The following is a 17,762-nucleotide window of genomic DNA, read 5'->3' as shown; positions in this document are numbered from 1 at the left end:
GCGCTCCCGTCTCCTGCCTTATCTTTGATATAGCGACGCAAACATTTGGGGCGGATGGCCCGGAAAACAGGCCATGTTACTCTCCGTTGCTTGCGGCAACGGGCCGCTTTGCCTAGAATGGGGGCGAAAGGAGTGAGTCCCTATGCTCAATGAAAACATCAAAGCCATCCGGAGATCCAAGGGCCTTTCCCAGCAGGAGCTGGCCGTCAAGGTGAACGTAGTGCGGCAGACCGTCTCGAAATGGGAACAGGGCCTGTCCGTCCCGGACTCCGATCTGCTCATCGCCCTGTCGGAGGCTTTGGAGACGCCCGTCAGCACCCTGCTGGGGGAGACGGTGGCGGAGTCGGAGGCGGACGAGATCAAGGCCCTCTCGGAAAAGCTGGAGATCATCAATCTGCAGTTTGCCCGGAGGAAGGCCATGCGGCGCTCGGCCCTCCACTGGCTGCTCGTCGCGGTGTGCGTGGGCATCCTGGCCGTGGGCGGAGTCCTGGCGGCGGTGAACAGCCCCTACCTGGGCTGGGATTACAGCGCCCCGGAGACTGCCGTCATGGGGGTGGTCCTCCACGCCTTTGAATGGGGCTTTGTCCGGCTGGCGCCCTTCATCCTGATCGCGGCGCTGGTGGGCGTATTTCTGACACGGAAAAAAGCATAAGACAGCGGCCTCCGGCGAAAAGCCGGAGGCCGCTCTTGCGTCTTACTTTGTCCAGTGGACCACGGCATCCCGCAGGAAGCAGGCGCATCCTTTCTTCTTTCCTTTGAAACGGTTAATCCAGGCGAAGATCCATCAGCTTGTAGACAGCAAACAGACCGATTACCGCACCGACCGCCGCCGGGACCGGCAGGACAGCAACAGGCTGGCGGAGAAAAATCCCCGCACAGAGCACCGCAAAGAGGACCAGGAAGAGCAGCAGCCAAGGTCCCTTTTTCTGCCCTACGGAGAAAGAGCGCCGGCAGATCCAGTAGACCACGCCGCAGGCGGTGAGTAAGATCCCCGCACCGGAAATCAGCTGTCCTACGGTCAGTGTCAGCCCCGGCCAGCTTCCAGCACCCAGCAGTCCCGCCAAGACACCGAATCCAAGCCAGATGGCCGTCAGGATGGTCGCGGCCAGCAGACCGTCCCGGAGCATGCACAGCAGGCTCTCCCAACGGGGCATGGGCGGCAGTTCCGCAATGATGCTGTCGCAGAATTCCTTGGGATCAGGTCCGATCACCGTTTCGGCCTGCTCGCCCCGGGCTTCCGCGTCCCGCAGCATCTGCGTGATGTCCCGGCGCACCTGTTCCTGCTCCCAGGTGCTGATCCGGGAACCCCGCAGATATACCACAATATCGGTCAGCAGCGCCTGCCCTTTTTCACTCAGAGCTTCTTTCGCCCGGTTGTTCTCCTCCAAAAGCAGCTTCGTCTTCCTGCGCATGGGGACACCCTCCTGTCATTTCAATCAGTTGATCCACTGCCCGGGACAGTTCCCGGTAGTTGCGGAAAAATTCCTTCAGTTCCTTTTGACCAAGGTCGGTCAAAGCGTAGTATTTTCGCTGGGGTCCCTCCGGCGAGGCCCGGAAACTGGCGGTGATGGAGCCGCGCTTTTCCAGCCGCAGCAGCAGCGGATAAACGGTCCCCTCCGGGATCCTGCCGAATCCGTAACGCTCCAGGTTCTGTGAGATTTCATAGCCATAGCGCTCCTCCTGGCGGAGAATGGCCAGCACACAGCCTTCCAGCGTCCCTTTCAGCATTTGAGATGGGATCAAAGGATCACCTCCACTATCTTGCTTTGCAAGGTAGGCGTTTGCTATATTGTAATGCAAGGTAGTCGGGATGTCAATACCCACATCAGAAACCTCACCCCCAATTTTGTCAATGCGGTGGGCGTTTTCCTGACGCGGAAAAGAGCATGAGATAGGAGCGGCCTCCGGCTTTTCACCGGAGGCCGCTCCTGCGTCTTACTTTGCCCAGTGGACCACGGCATCCCGCAGGAAGCGGGCGCAGCGTTGCCGTCAATCAGACAGCAGCGCGGTTCCACTGGCGATTTTTTCTTTTACAGCACAAACCGTCTCCTGGACAGACTGGCTTGTCGTTTCGATCACATTTGATTCATAGATCCCCAGACGGCAAAACTGCTCCCACATGGTTTCCACCAGGGCAACATTCGTTTTCCTGTCCAGTTTTGAGCGTTCCACGGCCCGCTGCATGGTTTCTTCTTTGCTGGCCCTCAGAACGATGTAGTGTACCTCATACCCCTCTCGAACGATAGCCCGCCACGGCTCTAAAAACCACGGACCCACAATTCCATCCACAATGACATCATACCCGCCACTGGCATATCGCTTTGCAGCTGCCAGGAAAGCTTCTATGACAACGGCATTCTGCTCGTTGGACTCCGGTAAATGGGGTGGGATCGCGCCTTTGCTCAAATAGTGAAAAAAGTCGTCCGTGTGCATATGTACGGATTTCGCCAGATCGGATTCTTTCGCGACAATAGACGCGGTGGTCGTTTTTCCGGTCCCCGGCGAACCTGTAATCACAATGATTCTTCCTTGATTCATCCCGATTCCTCCTCACAGCTCAGGCCTGTTCCGCTGTTCCTGCCGCTCGATTTCCTTTTGTCCTCCGTTGAAACCGGCCAGCGGCTTTTCTGCCGACGAAATGACAGCGTCAGGCGAAATGTTCAAAGATGACCTACTTCCCGCTGCAGCCGCTCCAGAAACTCCGCCGCGGGAACGCCGTCCAGTTGGGTGTGGTGGAACTGGAAGGACACCGGCAGGGTGGCCCGCAGCCAATTTTTCCGATACTTGCCCCAGATGAGGAAGGGGTTGTTGTAGCACCCGGCGTAGATGTTCACCGCGCCGTCGATCTCGTACCCCGCCAGGGCGGAGGTGCCGATGACCATGTAGTCCTCGCCCAGCTCATAGCTCTCTCCGCTCTCCCGGACCTGCCCGGTGAGCGTCCGGTAGTCCCGGTCAAACTGCTCCAGGTTGTCGGAGACGGGGATGTCGCAGGTGGCGATGCCGCCGTTTCGGGTGGCTACCACCGTATTGACGGCCAGGCGGTCATACTGCATCAGCTTGTCGCCCACCGGAAGGAGATAGAAGTTCTCCATCCCGGCCGCCGCCTTTCCGATGCACCAGCAGAGGAGCATATTGAATTTGCTGCCCCGCTTCCGGCTCCGGCGCACCAGTGCCGTCACATCCAGGGTCTTCATCAGGGTCACCATGGGCATGGGGGCCTTCATCCACAGCTCAAAGGCCAGCGCCCGGGAGGTGCTTTTGGGGTCAACTTCTCTCATACGCTTCTCCATTCTGCTCGTCAAATCCGGTTCGGTCGGCCGGGGAAAGTGTTTCTTATCATAACACAGCGCTTGAAAGACGGCAACCGCTCCCCATGTCCCAAAGTTTGAACTTGTGCTATAATAGCCCCAAAGACACTTATACTTCGGAATATCACAAGGAGGAATCGCCATGCGCAAGAATTTTGGAGCCAAGCCCTGGACCTATCCCCAGCCGGTCTTTATTCTGGCTGCCTACAATGAAGACGGCACCCCCAACGCCATGAACGCGGCCTGGGGCGGCATCAGCGAGGACAAGGAACTGAGCATGTGCATCAGCGAAGGCCATAAAACCACCGCCAACATTCTGGTACGCAAAGCCTTTACCGTCAGCATGGCCACGGTGGAGCAGATGGTTGCCTGCGACTACGTGGGCATCGAGTCCGGCAATCAGGTGGCGGACAAGGTGGCGAAGGCCGGCTGGCACACCACCAAGTCGGAATTTGTGGACGCGCCCCTCATCGACGAGCTGCCCATGGCGGTGGAGTGCCGCCTGGTGAGCTATGACCCGGAGAGCTGCCGTCTGGTGGGGGAGATCGTCAACGTGAGTGCCGACGAGTCCGTGCTGGATGAAGCCGGAAAGATCGACCCGGACAAGCTGCGGCCCATCACCTTCGACCCCATCCACAACGCATACTGCGTGCTGGGCGAGAAGGTGGGTAACGCCTTCCATGACGGCGCCAAGCTGAAATGACCGGCTGATTTGAGCCGAGACAAAATGAGGGACGGAGGCATGGGGCCTCTGTCCCTTATCGCTTTCCGCACTTACACGGGCCGATTTCCGCTGGCATCCCCGCTTGCCGGGAGTTGCCCCGACTCTTTCCCACCGCCGCTCCTAAAACGGATGACAAAACACCGATTCGTTGCTATACTGGATGTTGGACAACGTGCGACTTTGGCCGGGCGGCGCGGACAGGAGCGATCCCGCACCCGGCGTCCCATAACAGAAGGGGGATACCATGAAACAGATCAGCAGGATCCCGTCGGCCGCGTTTTTGCTCGTGGGCGCTCTTTGCATTTTCTTTCCCTCTCATGTGGCGGGTGTACTGCCCTTCCTGCTGGGCGGCATCATGCTGATCGCGGGAATCGTGCACGGCGCGGTCTACCTGCGGGACAAGCGCTTCCTGGAGGACGAATCCCAGGGGATCGGCCCGGACATCATCCTGGCGGTCATGGGCGTCGCGTTTTTGTGCGCGGGCTCCGAGGCCGTGGGGCTGATGGGTGTGGTCTGGGGGATCATCGGCCTGTGGAAAGCAGCCGGGACCATCGACCAGGCGCTGCGGCGGATGTATCGCCACCAGCCGGCGCTTCTCCTGGCCGCGGAAGCGGCGATCCGGATCGTGCTGGCGCTGGCCCTCCTGTTCGACCCGTTTGAAAAATTTTCCTCCCACATCGTACTGCTGGGCCTGGAGCTGATCCTGACGAACGTCAAACTCCCGCAGGAGGAGCGGGGCAGATAGGCGCTCCGCGGGGTTCATGGACCAAACGATATTCGGCGCTGGATAAAGAGGTGTTATCAGAGAATGGATCCTGAGAAAGCGGCGCAGGAGAACAAGGGGCTCTCTCCGCTGAAAGCCGGGCGGAAAGGCGTCCTTTCCATCGTGTTCAGCCGGACGGCGATCATCGTGCTGCTGCTGGCGCTGCAGGTGCTGGCCCTGTTCGGCGTGTTCCGCTGGTTCGGAGATTTTCTCCCCCACATATTCGGAGGCACGGTCCTCTTTTCCGTGGCCATGGTGCTGTATCTGCTGAACAGCCGGCTGGACGCCTCGGCAAAGCTCACCTGGCTTCTGGTCATCACGCTCCTGCCGGTGTTCGGCGCCCTGATGTACCTGTTTACCCAAAGCGACCTGGGCCACCGCACCCTGCGGAACCGGGCCGCCGACATGATGGAGCAGACCAAGGACCTGCTCACCACCCCCGCCGAAACCATGGAGCGGCTGGAGCAGCAGGCCCCCGGCGCCGCGTCGCTCGCCCGCTACCTGGACCGGTGCGGCTCCTTCCCGGTCTACGAGAACACGGCTGTGACCTATTTCCCCCTGGGCGAGAAGAAGTTCGAGGAACTGCTGCGGCAGCTGGAACAGGCGGAGCGGTTCATTTTCCTGGAGTATTTCATCGTGGACGAGGGCCTCATGTGGGGCCGCATCCTGGAGATCCTGGCCCGCAAAGCGGCCCAGGGGGTGGACGTGCGGGTGATGTACGACGGGACCTGCGAGCTGTCCACGCTTCCCCGCGACTACCCGAAACGGCTGAGGAAACTGGGCATCCGCTGCAAGCCCTTCGCCCCCATCGCCCCGTTCGTCTCCACCCACTACAACTACCGGGACCACCGGAAGATCCTGGTGATCGACGGCCACACCGCCTTCACCGGCGGGGTGAATCTGGCGGACGAGTACATCAACCGCATCGTCAAGCACGGCCACTGGAAGGACACGGCCGTCATGCTGCAGGGCGAGGCCGCCCGCAGCTTCACCCTGATGTTTCTGCAGATGTGGAATCTGGATGAAAAGACGCCGGACTTCTCCATCGTGTCGGAAATCCCGGCAGCCGCCTCTCCCGAGGCGAAGGGCTTCGTCATCCCCTACGGGGACTGTCCCGTGGACGCCGACCATGTGGGGGGAGCAGTTGTACATCGACATCCTGAACCGGGCGCAGAGATACGTGCACATCATGACCCCGTACCTGATCCTCGACGGCGAGCTCGAGTCCGCCCTGACCTTTGCGGCCAAGCGGGGCGTGGACGTGCGGCTGATCCTGCCGGGCATCCCGGACAAGTCCTTCCCGTATGCCCTTGCGTTCACCCATTACCCGGCGCTTCTGGACGCCGGGGTGAAGATCGGGGAGTACACCCCCGGATTCGTGCACGCCAAGGTCTTCGTCAGCGACGACGCCGAGGCGGTGGTGGGCACCATCAACCTGGACTACCGCAGCCTCTACCACCACTTTGAGTGCGCGGCCTATCTGCGGGACGTCCCCTGCATCCCCCAGATCCAGGAGGATTTCGAGGATACATGGAGCAAGTGCCGCATGGTGACCCGGGAGAGCATCCGGAAGGGCAGCTTCTCCCGCTGGCTCTGCGGAGTCGTCCTGAAACCGCTGGCCCCGCTGATGTAGCCTTCCGGCAAATCACAGAAAAGAGGTCCTTTCCATGAGCGGAACAGAGGAGATCGGCTGCTGCGGCGCGTACTGCGGGACCTGCCGGGAGTATCGGAACACCTGCAAGGGCTGCAAGACGGGGTATCTGGACGGCTCCCGGGACCTGAGCCGGGCAAAGTGCAGGATGAAGAAGTGCTGCCTGGCCAGAGGCCATGTCACCTGCGGGGACTGCGAGGAATACGACCGCTGCGAGGTCATTCGATCCTTCCTCAACCACTCCGGCTACAAATACGGCAAGTACCGGCAGGCGCTGGAATACATCCGCGCCCACGGCCACGCCGCTTTCCTGAAAGCGGCGGAGCACTGGACAGGCGCTTACGGCAAATACCCGGAACAGGACCCGAAATGAGAACAAGGGCCGCAGAAGATCCACGGATCTTCGGCGGCCCTTATCTTTGATATAGCGACGCAATCACTGCGTCCGGATCGCCCCGGAAACCGGCTTTCACCGGCTGCCCTAGTCGGCGAACTCCACCTCCAGATGCTCCTTTGGCCGGCCCGCGTACTGCCGGGACTCCTGGAGCCGCTGCTCCAGGTCGGCGATCTCCTGCTGGAGCTGCTCGCGGTCCTTGGTCCGGTTCAGTTCCAGAAAGAGACGGTAGCGCTCCTGCAGGGTCTCGGCTCTGGGGGCGAAGGAGATGACCTGATCTCCAATCTGATTTCCCTCCAGCTCGTTGCGGCAGATCTCATCGTCCAGGACCGCCATGTAGAGGGCGTACCGGGTAAACTCCCCCAGGGGCATCCGGATCATCCACTTCCAGCAGGCGGCGATGCCGACCACCGCGGCCAGACCGCCTACCAGCGCGATTTTGCAGCCTTTCTTCATTCCACTTTATCCTCCGATGTTCTGAATGTTCCGCCCGGACTTCTCCTCGAGAAAACGGCGAAATTCCGGGAGGCTGCCGCCCTCCAGCGCCGCCTTCTCGAAGGCCAGGGCGTGGTCCTTTCCCATGACGAAGACCAGGTGCGTCCCGGTCTCCGCCAGGGCCAGGATCCTGTCATACTGCCACTTGGACTCCGCCGCAGCGGTCCTTACCAGGAAGTGGTCGGGATAGAAGGCGGTGTCGGCGGCATCGGTGCCCGGCAGGGCCCTGCGTCTGGCGAAATAGCCGTTGATGGCGTCCTCTTTCCAGCCGATCACCAGCAGGGCGGCAATCACTGCGCAGTCTGCCGCCGTCTGCCAGACGTTCCCCCAGGAGAGCCACAGGGACACGGCGAGAAGGGCAATGATGATCCAGGCCCAGATGCGGACCGTGCGGCTCCGTTTGGCCCGTACGGTCTTGCGGACCGCCCGGGCCATGGCGGTCAGCGCCTTTTGATCGTACTTGGTGTGACAGGTAAATTCCATAGATACCTCCGCGGCTGAATTCTGAGAGTGGGCCTCATGATACCAGAGAACGCCGCGGGAGAAATGAACAGTTTCTGAATTCTTTTTGATCGCGCAATTTCGCCTCAGCATGTGAGCGCAGGATGAGCCAGCAACTGCCGGTTGCTTTGCTTTTTGCGTCCACAGTGGTACAATCCAGACGAGGTGGTGATCAACATGGATACCAAAGAAATCCTTCTGGACCTGCGCACCAAGCATGGACTCTCCCAGGAGCAGCTGGCGGAACAAGTACATGTGACCCGTCAGGCGGTTTCCCGCTGGGAGACCGGCGAAACAGTGCCCAACACAGAGACCTTGAAGCTGCTCTCCCGGCTGTTCGATGTCTCCATCAATACGCTGCTGGGGTCCCCCAGGCAGCTGATCTGCCAGTGCTGCGGCATGCCCCTGGAGGATGCCAATATCAGCCGGGAGCCGGACGGCACCTTCAATGAGGAATACTGCAAGTGGTGTTATGCCGACGGAAAATTTGTTTATACAAGTCTCGACGAGCTGTTAGACTTTCTGGAGCGCCACATGTCCAATGAAACCTGGCCTCCAGAACAAGTCAGGACCTATTTTAAAACCCAGCTGCCAAAACTCAATCATTGGAAATGTGAAAAACAGGAATGACTTTTGCTGAAGGCAAAGGATTTCCCCGGAAGTCTTTTCCGTCGGCTGGACAGAACCTGTCTGCGCAGGTTTCCTTTCGTTTCCGTTGTGCTTGGGCGCAGTTCCGCTTATAATGGAGGCAAGAACAGCAAAAGCGCGGCATTTGTAAAGCCGCGGGACGGAAGGAAGCGAGCACGACCGATGATCTTCTATTTTTCCGGAACAGGCAACTCGGCGTGGGCGGCCCGGCAGCTGGCCCGCCTCACGGACGATACGGCCTGTGACATTACGCAGTTGAACGAACTGCCGGATCTGGCGGATGCCCGGCAGATCGGCTTCGTCTTTCCAATCTACGCCTGGGGCGTGCCGGAACTCATGGCGGACTTCGCGAAGAAACTGCCTGCAACACAGGCGTTCACCTTCGGTGTATGTACCTGCGGGGAGGACGCCGGCCACGCCATGAAGCGGTTTTCCAGGCTGTACCCGCTTAGCAGCAGTTACAGCCTGGTGATGCCCAACAACTACATCGTTGGCTCGGACACCGATGACGCGGACGAGATCCTGAAAAAGATCGCCGCCGCCCGGGAAGATTTGGGGCGTATCTCTGGGGAGATCCGGCGGCAGGAGAAGGTGTACCGGGTCCATGAGGGTGCCATGGCCGGTCTCAAATCCGGCTTGGTCAACTACGGATTCAACAGATTCGCCCGCAGCGCGAAGCCCTTCTTCGCCGGTGACAGCTGCAACGGCTGCGGCCTCTGCGCCGCGAACTGCCCGGCTCACGCCATCACCCTCCGGGAGAGTAAGCCCGTCTGGGCGACCCAGTGCTATCAATGCCAGCGCTGCATCAACGAGTGTCCCAAACAGGCCATCCAATACGGGAAAGCCACGGCCGCTCGCCGCCGCTACACCATCCGGGGGTATCTTCCCCAGGACGAGCAGTGAGGGAAGCGGCCATGAAGGTTCAGCAAATGTCCCGGCAGAAAAAGTGGCTGCTGGCGGGAGGAATTTTCCTGCTGGTCCTGGCCGTCCTGACGGGCGCCTTTTTCTGGTATGTGTCGGATTATTACCGGGCGGACGAGATCGCCCTGGAGGTGCTGGCCCAGGACAGCACCATCACGGTGCAGGACGACCTGACGATCCTCTCGCCCTCGTACCCCACGGACACCGCCGTCATCTTCTATCCCGGCGCCAAGGTGGAGGCGGAGGCCTATCTGCCCCTGCTGACGAAGGTCCGGCAGACCGGCGTCACCTGCATCCTGGTCCACATGCCCTTCCGCATGGCGATCTTTGACGCGAACGCGGCGGAAGATGTCATGGAGCAGTTCCCGGATATTCAGCACTGGTACATGGCCGGGCACTCCATGGGCGGTGCCATGGCCTCCCAGTTCGCCGCAAGCCACCCGGACGAGGTGGACGGCCTCATCCTGCTGGGGGCCTACATCTACGGAGACTACCCGCCGGAAAAGACCCTGACCGTCTACGGCTCCCTCAACCAAAGCGTGGAGGACCACATCGACTATACGGAGAACATTGTGGAGATCGAAGGCGGCAACCACGCCCAGTTCGGCAACTACGGCCCCCAGAAGGGGGACCTGCCCGCCACGATCTCCGCGGAGGAGCAGCAAGCCCAGACGGTGGCCGCCATCGAGGAGTTTCTCGGGGAGACCGACGCGCAGACTTGAGGAGGGATGCGGGATGTTTTTCAGGAAAAAGCGGGAGACACGCACCTACGACCGGGAGACCCAGGCGCCCGTGATCCACGCCAGCATCTGCACAGGTGAGAAGGTGGCGGGCTTTCGGGACCTCCGCACCGGGCGTTTCACCGAGATCATGCTGATCCGCACCCCCGGGGACTTGGAGGAGTTCCGCCGCCTCTACGGGATCGGCGAGGGCGAGATCACCACGCAATACTGAAAGCGGAGTGTCCGGAAATCGGACACTCCGCTTTTTTACAAATCTCTTCGCAGATACACCGGCTGGATCTCGCATTCGAGAGTGCGTTGGGATGCTATCAGTAGTGGGGGCCTTTGTGTCAAGACATCAAATTGAAAAACTAGACATTGATTATATGCTTGGCTACAGTAAGAGCACAGGCTGCCTTAATGTGATCCTTGGTTTTGAACCATTTTTACTATCCTAATTTTCCTCCAACCAATTTTCCTGAAATGAATTACAATTTTCGGTTTCCAGATGAATCGACTATTTTTGAACATTTGCAGAATTATATTGTACGGTATTTGCTTTTATAAGTTGTGGCCCCCTATGAGTAGGGGGCCACAAGTTCAGCCAAAGTTGTTTAAGCAACAGCCAAATCACGCATAAACACAGATAGCCATGTATCACCGACGCTAACAGACTCTTCATCCATGACCTGAACTTCATAGTGGTTTTCCTTGAGTTCGCAGACACCGATGCAACTGACCGGTAGATTGGTGATGTCCCCGTTAATGATTAGCCGAGCAATTCGTTCAACCCAACCATAGTGCTGATGAGAGTTGTCCCGGAAACGGCTGAAGAACAACACACTGACAGTCGGGCCTCCGTGCGTATCAAAAAAGAGTCGAACACTATCCTCTTTAACTTCCGCGCGATTTACCCGCCCGTAGACATTAATGTAACGGGTAACATCGTCAGATGTAATGTCTGTGCATCTTCTGGCCGGAATTGCTGGTTCCTTTTCACGAATTGTTGCTAGTCTAGCATCAAGGTTAACGGAAGCAACCAGTCGAGTGCCATCGCGTTCTATAACTGGACGGATGGGTCTGAGTCGACTAGTTGGGCGTGGTGTTACAGGCAGAGTTCCCTCATCCTGCTTTCGCTTTTTATTAGCGTAACTGAGAGATTTCCTTTTGTGTCCAGAAGAAACACGGACCAGCACGGACTCTGCCGCCTGAACAGAAAACTTTGTTGGGTCATTCTCAAACGCAAAGCGACAGGTTTCTACATGTTTGCTGTTGCGCCAAGTCCGAAAATACGGCTGACCATTGCGATGTGCCAATTCAATCTGGGCCTCGCAGCCCTCTTCACAACAAAAGAGGTGGTGGCGATACTTCTCACAGTATTCTTCAGTAGAAAGAATATCCTCTGGGCGGACTTTCTTCACGGTGTTGCCATCCTTGAAGAGTGCGAAACGAATAATCATTATGTTTTTCTTTCTACGCTGAACCGGCTGCAGCGATTTTTAAGAATACAAAAACACAAACTGTCTTCACTAACCCCCTTCACAAATTATTCATTTTTTGTTGACAACCGGGCTCTAATGTGGTATCCTATGCATGTGCCGCAAAGTTCACATTATGTCAACGCCCCTCGACAGAAGGGGCTTTTGTGTTTTTGCCAAAGCCCATTATACCATATTTCTCTAAAATATGCAACATCTGTTCTGTTTGCATTTGCTATCAGTTTCGTTTTTACGATGTGCCATCCGAATCCGAAATTTGAACTGTTAAATTGTCCGACCACTCATTTGAGCGGTCGGACAACTATCTTTCAACCCTTAACAAAAAAGGGCTCTTTTGATTGTCAAACTGACAAAACCGCGTCCGCCAGAAACTTTAGTAGAAATAATTTGAGTGGGATTTTAGAAAGCATTAATGGGGAAAGGCAAGCGAATGGTTAGGTATGCGTTTTTATTTCGCCCTCTGCCTCAGCAAAATACACGCCGTGACCCGGTCGGTGATAGCGCCCCGGTCCCTGGTCGGATAGAATTCCAGCGCGGGGGAGAGCACCTCTCGGATCTCCGCCGCAGTCAGCTGCGGCATCCGGAGCTGCGGCCCGAAAAGGCTGCGGGCGGCGTTGCGCTGGCGGGTGAAGGTAGTGAGGAAAGGCCGCGCCTTGAGCGCGGCGATCAGTGCGGCAGGCTCGATGTCCATGCGGGAGAGCTGCGTGTTGGAGAGCAGCCCGGCCCCGTTGTCAAAAATGGGGCAGTAGCTGTAAGTACCGTTCTCCTGGAGGACGGCGATGTTGTTGAGATGCCGGTCGTCGTTGCAGAACAGTGCGTCCACCTCAAAGAGCAACGTCAGATACCGGGGGAAGTCCGTGAGGCCCGTGCAGTCCGCCGTGGCTTCTGCCAGGTAAGCGATCCGCCGCCTGTCGCTGGGGAGCCGCGCCAGCTTGTCCCGCAGAGGCATTCCCAGGCAGCGGCTCAGCAGATGGTTCAGCGTGATGATGGACTGGCCCTCTTTTAAGAAATTGGGGCTGACGCAGCCGGTCCGCTCCTGTCCGCGGACCCGCAGGGTCTCCATGCGGTAGCGGAGAAAGGTGAAGGGCGTGTCGCGCTCGATATTGCTCCGCTCCAGGAGCTGGGAGATCACCGTCTCCGCCAGGGCTTCGTAGCCGAACTGGTCCAGCTTGTACCAACTATCCGTGCTGGAGTCGTACCACTTCTCCTGATTGCCCTTGGAGGATGTCTCCGCGATTTTCTGATCCGATACCAGAGAAATGCTCATGGCAGCACCTCCAGCCACTGCTGATCCTCTGCCATGCGGCCCTGAGTTTTCCGGATGATCTGCAGAGGGTCATATTCCGCCACGCCGATGGCCTCCAGATACTCCCGCAGCCCGGCCCGCTGACGGGGTACGCAGCGCTCTTCCAGAAAGGCCTGGAAGTCGGCCCAGGAGGGACGGGGATTGTTGCCGAACGCTGTTTTCACCGGATCGGCCACATGGTTTTCTGCGGACACAGTCTCCACCGTGAAGTCTGCTCGGATGGTGGTGCAGAGCCGCTGACCGTCGTAAAAGCGGAAGGTACGGACGTCGTGTCCTGTGTTGGAGGCGGCATCCGGGCGGGAGAGGGTGATCCGTTCTCCGTCGAAGGAGAGTTCCAGCTCCCGCCGGGACTCACTGACGCCCATGGCCTCCAGCCAGGTGGTGGGCAACGTGACCTTGCAGGTCCGGGATCCTTTCGCCGCAGTCCCGCCGGCGGCGCTGATATTCACTTTCGCAGTGCGCTTCTCCAAGGTACATCACCTCGGGAATATTATATGCTATTCGGTACGAATAGGCAAGCAGAACCGACATCTGTCGCTTTGATGTGGGTTAGTCTTGATTTACATATTAAGACTGGTTTTTTTGAGGTGGCTTTTGAGTATTCTTCCGAATTTTACCTGCAAGCCCGCAGTTGATATGGCTGTAGCTTCATTTTAAGCCCCATCGTATATTGCGCCGGGAGGGACGAGAACATCCCCTTTGCCTGGAAAAAGGATCATCCCCGGTTGCCTGGGGGAAGAGTAAATGGCGGTTGGATCTTGTTACTTTCAACATGAAATGATATAATTCCCTCTAATGTGACATATTTGGTAAAGGGAGGGACATTATGGCAACAAAACACGACTCCTACCGGGTAATACAGGACAAGATCCTAGGAATGAAAAATACATATCCTTCATTGCGGACGAAGAGCGATGACTATGTGTTTTCTGCATTGTGCGTAAAAGCACACCTGTATAAAAATCCTGCGCTGACGTTGAATGACAGCGATTTCGAGGAGATTATTGTAGATGGACAGTATGATGGAGGAGTAGATGTCCTTGTAACGGACCCAAACGCCGAGGAGTCTGATCTGATCATTGCCCAGTCCAAATTTTACACCAGCATCTCCTCTGATGATGTTATCAATGCAATGACAAAAATGGCTTCATTTTATAAGGATATGAGTGAGGGCCATTACGAGCAGGTCAACGCAAAAGTACAGCGGCGTTTCCTGACGCTGAATGCAGAAGTTGGGGATGAATCCAAGATTCATTTTGTCTTTTACACCAGTGCGCCCCAGTCTGGGATTAATCGGGCGCGTATTGAAAAAAATTTCCGGGGATTGTTTACAGATTCTAGCCGATTTGAAATTTCCCTGTTCTTTGGAAAAGATGTGGAAGAAGAGATTGTCGAATCTGAATCCCGTCGACCTATGGTAGAGCAGGGAAAAATAAGAATTGATCAGGCCGGAAACTGCCTTGTTTATGGAGATGATGCGGTCATTGTTAATGCTTCCGCGTTTTCTATCAAAACTCTGTACGCGATGTACAACTTGCAGCTATTGGCAAAGAATTTGCGCTATCATATTGCAGGACGTGATATCGATAAAGGTATAGAAGATACCATCAATAATTGCCCGGAATCGTTTTGGCAGAAAAATAATGGAATTACCATTGTTTGCGACGATTTTAACGTTGACGGACGAGAAGTGAAGTTAAGAAACTTTTCCATCATCAACGGTGGCCAAACTACTTACATGTTGGCAAAAAGCCGCCATATTGATGAAAGTCATGACCTGTTCCTGCCCTGTAAGATTATCCGCACTGAGGGGACGACTGAGGACGAAAAAACCGCGTTCAGTCTGTCCATTGCCAAAGCAACAAATACCCAGAAGCCAATTAAGCCTGTGGATCTGAAGGCCAATGCACCAGAGCAAGTGCGTTTTTCACAGGCGATGCGTGATGTGGGTGTCTTCTACCAGACGAAACGTGGAGAAAGCATTCCCAAAAACTATAAGGAACCATATCTGAATTCCTCTTTACTTGAGATTGGCAAGTTATGCCTTGCTGCGGTGTTCCAGATTCCCTGTACCAGTCGATCCAAGCCCTCTACGCTTTACCTGCCCCAATATTACGACAAGATATTTAACAGTGATCAACAGCAAATCGCAAAAATGAGCAGGGATTTGCTGTATATTGATTATTATTTTCGCAATACATTTTTGAAAGACTTTGACCGGAATAACAGCTCTGTACCGAATTCCAATGAGCGAATCTCCTTTGCCCATAACGCTCGGACGATATGCATTGCGTTTGCTGCATTTGCATCCAGATATCAGCAGGGAAATTTACAGGATCAGGATTTGGATACTGTGTTTACAACCGGGTGCAGGGATAACAGCAATGATACCAAGTTGTATGATGTTTTTTCTGATCTCGATGGTGTTACGTACCTGATTCCGCCAAACGTATTTGCAGAAAAGAACCGGTGTGACGTTTTTTTGAATGCGCTTTTCATGGCTGTCATTGATGCGGGAATTACAAGTTTTTCTATGGCTAGCCGCTATGATAGCACGTTGACTGCAACAAACTTTCTGAAGCGGGACAAAAACTACTATGCAATTCTTAGTGACCACTGGCCCACGATCTGTGGGAAAATCAAAGATATTTGGAAAGAATTGCGCGATTAAGAGCAACAATATAAATAATTCTGGGTTCTTGTTCTATTTGTGGAGACAGTATCCCATTATGGTTGGCAGTGAAGGGTACTGACTCCAGTCTTATCAATTTCCCCGTATACCATCTCATTCCACTTCGCCACCGTATGCCCTGTTTCGCGAAAAAAACATGGTCTCTTTGGCGTGACGCAGCATTCTTGCCCATTGCCAAGATTTAACTAAAACAGGAGGAATTCACCATGTCTCCCAAAGTGCCGAAAAAAACGCTTTCCGATTTAAAGGCGGCGGCTCAAAAGGGCCTTTCCACCATTGATGTCGATACCCTTAAGGATAAGGCAACCGAGGCCACCAGCAACTTGGTCGAAAAAGCCGGCGAACTCAAAGACGCGGCGGTTGCGGCAAAAGATGATATCGCGGACAAGCTTACTGAGTTGGATCGTATGCTTCAGGAGTCTGTCACAGAGTACAATGACGCTTACACCATCATGAACGATAAAGGTGTGCAGCTGTACATTGAGCGGTGCCGCTCCCTCGATTCGATCTCCTTTGTGGAAAGCTTGGTCAACAGCATTGCCAACCGTCCCAAGAGCTTTGATGCAGAGTTTGAGGAGATTTCTGTCAGCCGCAAGAAATTTACGGAATCGCGGGACTTTGCCGACCGTGAACTGCAGGAAGCGCGGAAAGCAGCCGCCGGTGCAGGAGCCGGTCTTGCCGCAGGCGCGTCTGTTGCGTTCATGGCCCCTACTGCTGCGATGTGGGTCGCCACCACGTTTGGCACCGCCTCTACCGGTGCCGCGATCTCAACGCTCTCCGGCGCGGCTGCAACCAATGCTGCACTGGCCTGGCTGGGCGGAGGTGCTCTTGCAGCGGGCGGCGGAGGAATGACAGCCGGGAGTGCGTTGCTGGCCTTGGCCGGGCCGGTGGGCTGGTCGATCGCCGGGGCGACGTTATTGTCCTCCATCCTGCTCTTTACATCCAAGAAAACGAAGTTGAACAAGCAAAAGAACGAGGAGATCCAAGCGGTCAAAGAGAACATCGAGTCCGTTCGTGAATTGGACGGGAAAATCGGCCTGATATTAACCGAGACCACAGGAATCCGCACCGGCCTGAATGATATGCTGACGAAATCGCTTTCCTTGTATGGCGCGGACTATTTGACGCTCGATGATTCGCAAAAGCAGCTCCTCGGCGCACTCGTCAACAACACAAAAGCCCTGTCTGCCATGTTTGAAAGAACGGTGGGTGAGGCGTAATGGACGGGTATCTCAAACAGCAGGCGGTGCAGCTTGCGCTGGAGCAACTTATGAAAACGCCCGCCGGAGAAAAATTCCAGCAGGCGGTGCAGTTGATTCAATCCATGCAGGAACACTTGACCGCTTTATCCGAAAAGGAGGAGGCGGCGAGTGTGACGGGCGTAAAGGCAGCGACCGTTCTGACGCTCGGGGTGTTGAAGAAAATTGCGGGCGGGAAAAATCCGTCTTCCTTCGATGCAGAGGACTGGGAAGAACTCGCCCATACAGTGTCGGAGTATGCTGTCCTCCTCGATGGAGAGCAGTACAGCATCTTTGTCTTTCAACTGTATGAAAAGTGCATACGCGCCTCCGCTGCGTCGATCCAGGGATTTGCGTCTTGTGAAACCGTCGAGGCCATTGAGAAACTGGCTGATGAGTTGCATGACAGGGAGGCATTGTTCCGGGACGGCAAACTCTCAGAGGGGAACTATACAGAGGATTGCCTGTGGATCTCCCTCGAGGCCATGGTCAAGCTGATCGCTTCCTCCGCCTCCATGTTCTGCGGTCAGCAGACTGCCGAGTTTACGCAGGCGCTTGCTTCCTGCGCTTTTGAGTACGGTCGGATGATGCTCTACCGGAAAGAACAGGCGCTGGTCACCCAGTTCATCGAGTCCCAATATCGCCTGGACGAAGAGCTGGAGAAACAATACGCCGAATATCTGGCGGAACTGGAAACGCAGAGCAAGCAGTTCTACGCATTGATCGACCATGCCTTCGATCCCGATTTCCGCACTGCCTTTCTGCACTCGATCCTTCTTGCAGAGGCCGCTGGGGTGAAGGAATCGGAGATCCTTTCGTCCACTGAGGACATTGATTCATTTTTCCTCGACTGAAATTCTATCTCGCATTCATCCAAACAGAAGCGTTACCGATAAGGAT

21 protein-coding genes and 1 pseudogene are annotated in these 17,762 nt (G+C 56.1%); 13 read left to right on the top strand and 9 right to left on the bottom strand.

Translation table 11 applies throughout. From position 1 onward, the window contains the following. Positions 1 to 142 precede the first annotated feature (142 nt). The gene (locus ACVDHE_RS00260; RefSeq protein ID WP_458885197.1) at positions 143 to 652 is read left to right on the top strand and encodes a helix-turn-helix domain-containing protein; all 510 of its coding nucleotides are present in this window, start codon (positions 143 to 145) and stop codon (positions 650 to 652) included. 112 nt (positions 653 to 764) lie between these two features. Here the strand turns inward: ACVDHE_RS00260 and ACVDHE_RS00255 are convergent, their stop codons facing one another. From ACVDHE_RS00255 to ACVDHE_RS00240, 4 genes are all read right to left on the bottom strand, one after another. Continuing rightward, positions 765 to 1,412, bottom strand: a complete 648-nt coding sequence (locus tag ACVDHE_RS00255; RefSeq protein WP_458885196.1) for a hypothetical protein — start codon at positions 1,410 to 1,412, stop codon at positions 765 to 767. Next, entirely contained in the window at positions 1,351 to 1,824 is a 474-nt protein-coding gene (locus tag ACVDHE_RS00250) for a PadR family transcriptional regulator (RefSeq protein ID WP_458885195.1), read from the bottom strand. Before ACVDHE_RS00250 ends, ACVDHE_RS00255 begins: the two co-directional genes overlap by 62 nt. A gap of 165 nt (positions 1,825 to 1,989) precedes the next feature. After that, positions 1,990 to 2,538: an AAA family ATPase gene (locus ACVDHE_RS00245; RefSeq protein ID WP_458885194.1), complete on the bottom strand. Its 549-nt coding sequence runs from the start codon at positions 2,536 to 2,538 to the stop codon at positions 1,990 to 1,992. Between the two features lie 122 nt (positions 2,539 to 2,660). Next, a complete protein-coding gene (locus tag ACVDHE_RS00240; RefSeq protein WP_458885193.1) occupies positions 2,661 to 3,278 on the bottom strand; it encodes a CatA-like O-acetyltransferase, family 2 in 618 nt (205 codons plus the stop codon). A 172-nt stretch (positions 3,279 to 3,450) separates the two neighbouring features. Between ACVDHE_RS00240 and ACVDHE_RS00235 the strand changes: the two genes are divergently transcribed. The 5 genes and pseudogenes from ACVDHE_RS00235 to ACVDHE_RS00215 all read left to right on the top strand — a co-directional run bounded on the left by ACVDHE_RS00235 (position 3,451) and on the right by ACVDHE_RS00215 (position 6,819). After that, on the top strand, positions 3,451 to 4,011 hold the full coding sequence (locus ACVDHE_RS00235; protein WP_458885192.1) for a flavin reductase family protein: 561 nt from the start codon (positions 3,451 to 3,453) through the stop codon (positions 4,009 to 4,011). Between the two features lie 340 nt (positions 4,012 to 4,351). Next, positions 4,352 to 4,777, top strand: coding sequence for a hypothetical protein (locus tag ACVDHE_RS00230; protein ID WP_458885191.1), 426 nt, complete (start codon positions 4,352 to 4,354; stop codon positions 4,775 to 4,777). 63 nt (positions 4,778 to 4,840) lie between these two features. After that, positions 4,841 to 5,671, top strand: a pseudogene (locus tag ACVDHE_RS00225) (PLDc N-terminal domain-containing protein); the annotation flags it as partial. Between the two features lie 145 nt (positions 5,672 to 5,816). After that, positions 5,817 to 6,428 (top strand): phospholipase D-like domain-containing protein, encoded by a 612-nt coding sequence (locus ACVDHE_RS00220; RefSeq protein WP_458886193.1) that lies wholly within the window; start codon positions 5,817 to 5,819, stop codon positions 6,426 to 6,428. Positions 6,429 to 6,462: 34 nt separating this feature from the next. Beyond that, the gene (locus ACVDHE_RS00215) at positions 6,463 to 6,819 is read left to right on the top strand and encodes a DUF3795 domain-containing protein (protein ID WP_458885190.1); all 357 of its coding nucleotides are present in this window, start codon (positions 6,463 to 6,465) and stop codon (positions 6,817 to 6,819) included. A gap of 108 nt (positions 6,820 to 6,927) precedes the next feature. On the opposite strand, the gene ACVDHE_RS00210 is transcribed toward ACVDHE_RS00215, so the two are convergent. Together ACVDHE_RS00210 and ACVDHE_RS00205 are read right to left on the bottom strand one after the other, a co-directional pair. Then, positions 6,928 to 7,296 carry a hypothetical protein gene (locus ACVDHE_RS00210; RefSeq protein ID WP_458885189.1) on the bottom strand — a complete coding sequence of 123 codons (369 nt, stop codon included), beginning with the start codon at positions 7,294 to 7,296 and terminating at the stop codon, positions 6,928 to 6,930. Between the two features lie 6 nt (positions 7,297 to 7,302). After that, entirely contained in the window at positions 7,303 to 7,818 is a 516-nt protein-coding gene (locus tag ACVDHE_RS00205; RefSeq protein WP_458885188.1) for a YcxB family protein, read from the bottom strand. A 195-nt stretch (positions 7,819 to 8,013) separates the two neighbouring features. Between ACVDHE_RS00205 and ACVDHE_RS00200 the strand changes: the two genes are divergently transcribed. The 4 genes from ACVDHE_RS00200 to ACVDHE_RS00185 all read left to right on the top strand — a co-directional run bounded on the left by ACVDHE_RS00200 (position 8,014) and on the right by ACVDHE_RS00185 (position 10,359). Then, positions 8,014 to 8,466 (top strand): zinc ribbon domain-containing protein, encoded by a 453-nt coding sequence (locus ACVDHE_RS00200; protein ID WP_213038849.1) that lies wholly within the window; start codon positions 8,014 to 8,016, stop codon positions 8,464 to 8,466. A 180-nt stretch (positions 8,467 to 8,646) separates the two neighbouring features. Beyond that, the gene (locus tag ACVDHE_RS00195) at positions 8,647 to 9,387 is read left to right on the top strand and encodes an EFR1 family ferrodoxin (RefSeq protein ID WP_458885187.1); all 741 of its coding nucleotides are present in this window, start codon (positions 8,647 to 8,649) and stop codon (positions 9,385 to 9,387) included. 11 nt (positions 9,388 to 9,398) lie between these two features. Further along, the gene (locus ACVDHE_RS00190) at positions 9,399 to 10,127 is read left to right on the top strand and encodes an alpha/beta fold hydrolase (protein WP_458885186.1); all 729 of its coding nucleotides are present in this window, start codon (positions 9,399 to 9,401) and stop codon (positions 10,125 to 10,127) included. Between the two features lie 13 nt (positions 10,128 to 10,140). Next, positions 10,141 to 10,359, top strand: a complete 219-nt coding sequence (locus ACVDHE_RS00185; RefSeq protein ID WP_119311517.1) for an aspartate dehydrogenase — start codon at positions 10,141 to 10,143, stop codon at positions 10,357 to 10,359. Positions 10,360 to 10,741: 382 nt separating this feature from the next. On the opposite strand, the gene ACVDHE_RS00180 is transcribed toward ACVDHE_RS00185, so the two are convergent. From ACVDHE_RS00180 to ACVDHE_RS00170, 3 genes are all read right to left on the bottom strand, one after another. Then, positions 10,742 to 11,548 carry a hypothetical protein gene (locus ACVDHE_RS00180; RefSeq protein ID WP_458885185.1) on the bottom strand — a complete coding sequence of 269 codons (807 nt, stop codon included), beginning with the start codon at positions 11,546 to 11,548 and terminating at the stop codon, positions 10,742 to 10,744. A gap of 526 nt (positions 11,549 to 12,074) precedes the next feature. Continuing rightward, positions 12,075 to 12,893 (bottom strand): hypothetical protein, encoded by an 819-nt coding sequence (locus ACVDHE_RS00175; protein ID WP_458885184.1) that lies wholly within the window; start codon positions 12,891 to 12,893, stop codon positions 12,075 to 12,077. Continuing rightward, entirely contained in the window at positions 12,890 to 13,402 is a 513-nt protein-coding gene (locus ACVDHE_RS00170; protein WP_458885183.1) for a hypothetical protein, read from the bottom strand. The genes ACVDHE_RS00175 and ACVDHE_RS00170 overlap by 4 nt, the downstream gene beginning before the upstream one ends. A 356-nt stretch (positions 13,403 to 13,758) precedes the next feature. On the opposite strand from ACVDHE_RS00170, the gene ACVDHE_RS00165 reads away from it, so the two are divergent. From ACVDHE_RS00165 to ACVDHE_RS00155, 3 genes are all read left to right on the top strand, one after another. Beyond that, positions 13,759 to 15,603 carry an AIPR family protein gene (locus ACVDHE_RS00165; protein ID WP_458885182.1) on the top strand — a complete coding sequence of 615 codons (1,845 nt, stop codon included), beginning with the start codon at positions 13,759 to 13,761 and terminating at the stop codon, positions 15,601 to 15,603. 227 nt (positions 15,604 to 15,830) lie between these two features. Then, a complete protein-coding gene (locus ACVDHE_RS00160; RefSeq protein WP_458885181.1) occupies positions 15,831 to 16,844 on the top strand; it encodes a hypothetical protein in 1,014 nt (337 codons plus the stop codon). Next, entirely contained in the window at positions 16,844 to 17,716 is an 873-nt protein-coding gene (locus ACVDHE_RS00155; RefSeq protein WP_458885180.1) for a hypothetical protein, read from the top strand. Before ACVDHE_RS00160 ends, ACVDHE_RS00155 begins: the two co-directional genes overlap by 1 nt. Positions 17,717 to 17,762: the final 46 nt, after the last annotated feature.

The sequence above is a fragment of the Dysosmobacter sp. Phy genome (assembly GCF_054476235.1).
This window is presented reverse-complemented; position numbering and strand designations above follow the sequence as displayed.

Bases quoted from the DNA above. Each gene is read 5' to 3' on its own strand.
- ACVDHE_RS00260 (WP_458885197.1), top strand. From the start codon at position 143: ATGCTCAATGAAAACATCAAAGCCATCCGGAGATCCAAGGGCCTTTCC.
- ACVDHE_RS00255 (WP_458885196.1), bottom strand. From the start codon at position 1,412: ATGCGCAGGAAGACGAAGCTGCTTTTGGAGGAGAACAACCGGGCGAAA.
- ACVDHE_RS00245 (WP_458885194.1), bottom strand. From the start codon at position 2,538: ATGAATCAAGGAAGAATCATTGTGATTACAGGTTCGCCGGGGACCGGA.
- ACVDHE_RS00240 (WP_458885193.1), bottom strand. From the start codon at position 3,278: ATGAGAGAAGTTGACCCCAAAAGCACCTCCCGGGCGCTGGCCTTTGAG.
- ACVDHE_RS00235 (WP_458885192.1), top strand. From the start codon at position 3,451: ATGCGCAAGAATTTTGGAGCCAAGCCCTGGACCTATCCCCAGCCGGTC.
- ACVDHE_RS00220 (WP_458886193.1), top strand. From the start codon at position 5,817: ATGAAAAGACGCCGGACTTCTCCATCGTGTCGGAAATCCCGGCAGCCG.
- ACVDHE_RS00215 (WP_458885190.1), top strand. From the start codon at position 6,463: ATGAGCGGAACAGAGGAGATCGGCTGCTGCGGCGCGTACTGCGGGACC.
- ACVDHE_RS00210 (WP_458885189.1), bottom strand. From the start codon at position 7,296: ATGAAGAAAGGCTGCAAAATCGCGCTGGTAGGCGGTCTGGCCGCGGTG.
- ACVDHE_RS00205 (WP_458885188.1), bottom strand. From the start codon at position 7,818: ATGGAATTTACCTGTCACACCAAGTACGATCAAAAGGCGCTGACCGCC.
- ACVDHE_RS00200 (WP_213038849.1), top strand. From the start codon at position 8,014: ATGGATACCAAAGAAATCCTTCTGGACCTGCGCACCAAGCATGGACTC.
- ACVDHE_RS00195 (WP_458885187.1), top strand. From the start codon at position 8,647: ATGATCTTCTATTTTTCCGGAACAGGCAACTCGGCGTGGGCGGCCCGG.
- ACVDHE_RS00190 (WP_458885186.1), top strand. From the start codon at position 9,399: ATGAAGGTTCAGCAAATGTCCCGGCAGAAAAAGTGGCTGCTGGCGGGA.
- ACVDHE_RS00185 (WP_119311517.1), top strand. From the start codon at position 10,141: ATGTTTTTCAGGAAAAAGCGGGAGACACGCACCTACGACCGGGAGACC.
- ACVDHE_RS00175 (WP_458885184.1), bottom strand. From the start codon at position 12,893: ATGAGCATTTCTCTGGTATCGGATCAGAAAATCGCGGAGACATCCTCC.
- ACVDHE_RS00165 (WP_458885182.1), top strand. From the start codon at position 13,759: ATGGCAACAAAACACGACTCCTACCGGGTAATACAGGACAAGATCCTA.
- ACVDHE_RS00160 (WP_458885181.1), top strand. From the start codon at position 15,831: ATGTCTCCCAAAGTGCCGAAAAAAACGCTTTCCGATTTAAAGGCGGCG.
- ACVDHE_RS00155 (WP_458885180.1), top strand. From the start codon at position 16,844: ATGGACGGGTATCTCAAACAGCAGGCGGTGCAGCTTGCGCTGGAGCAA.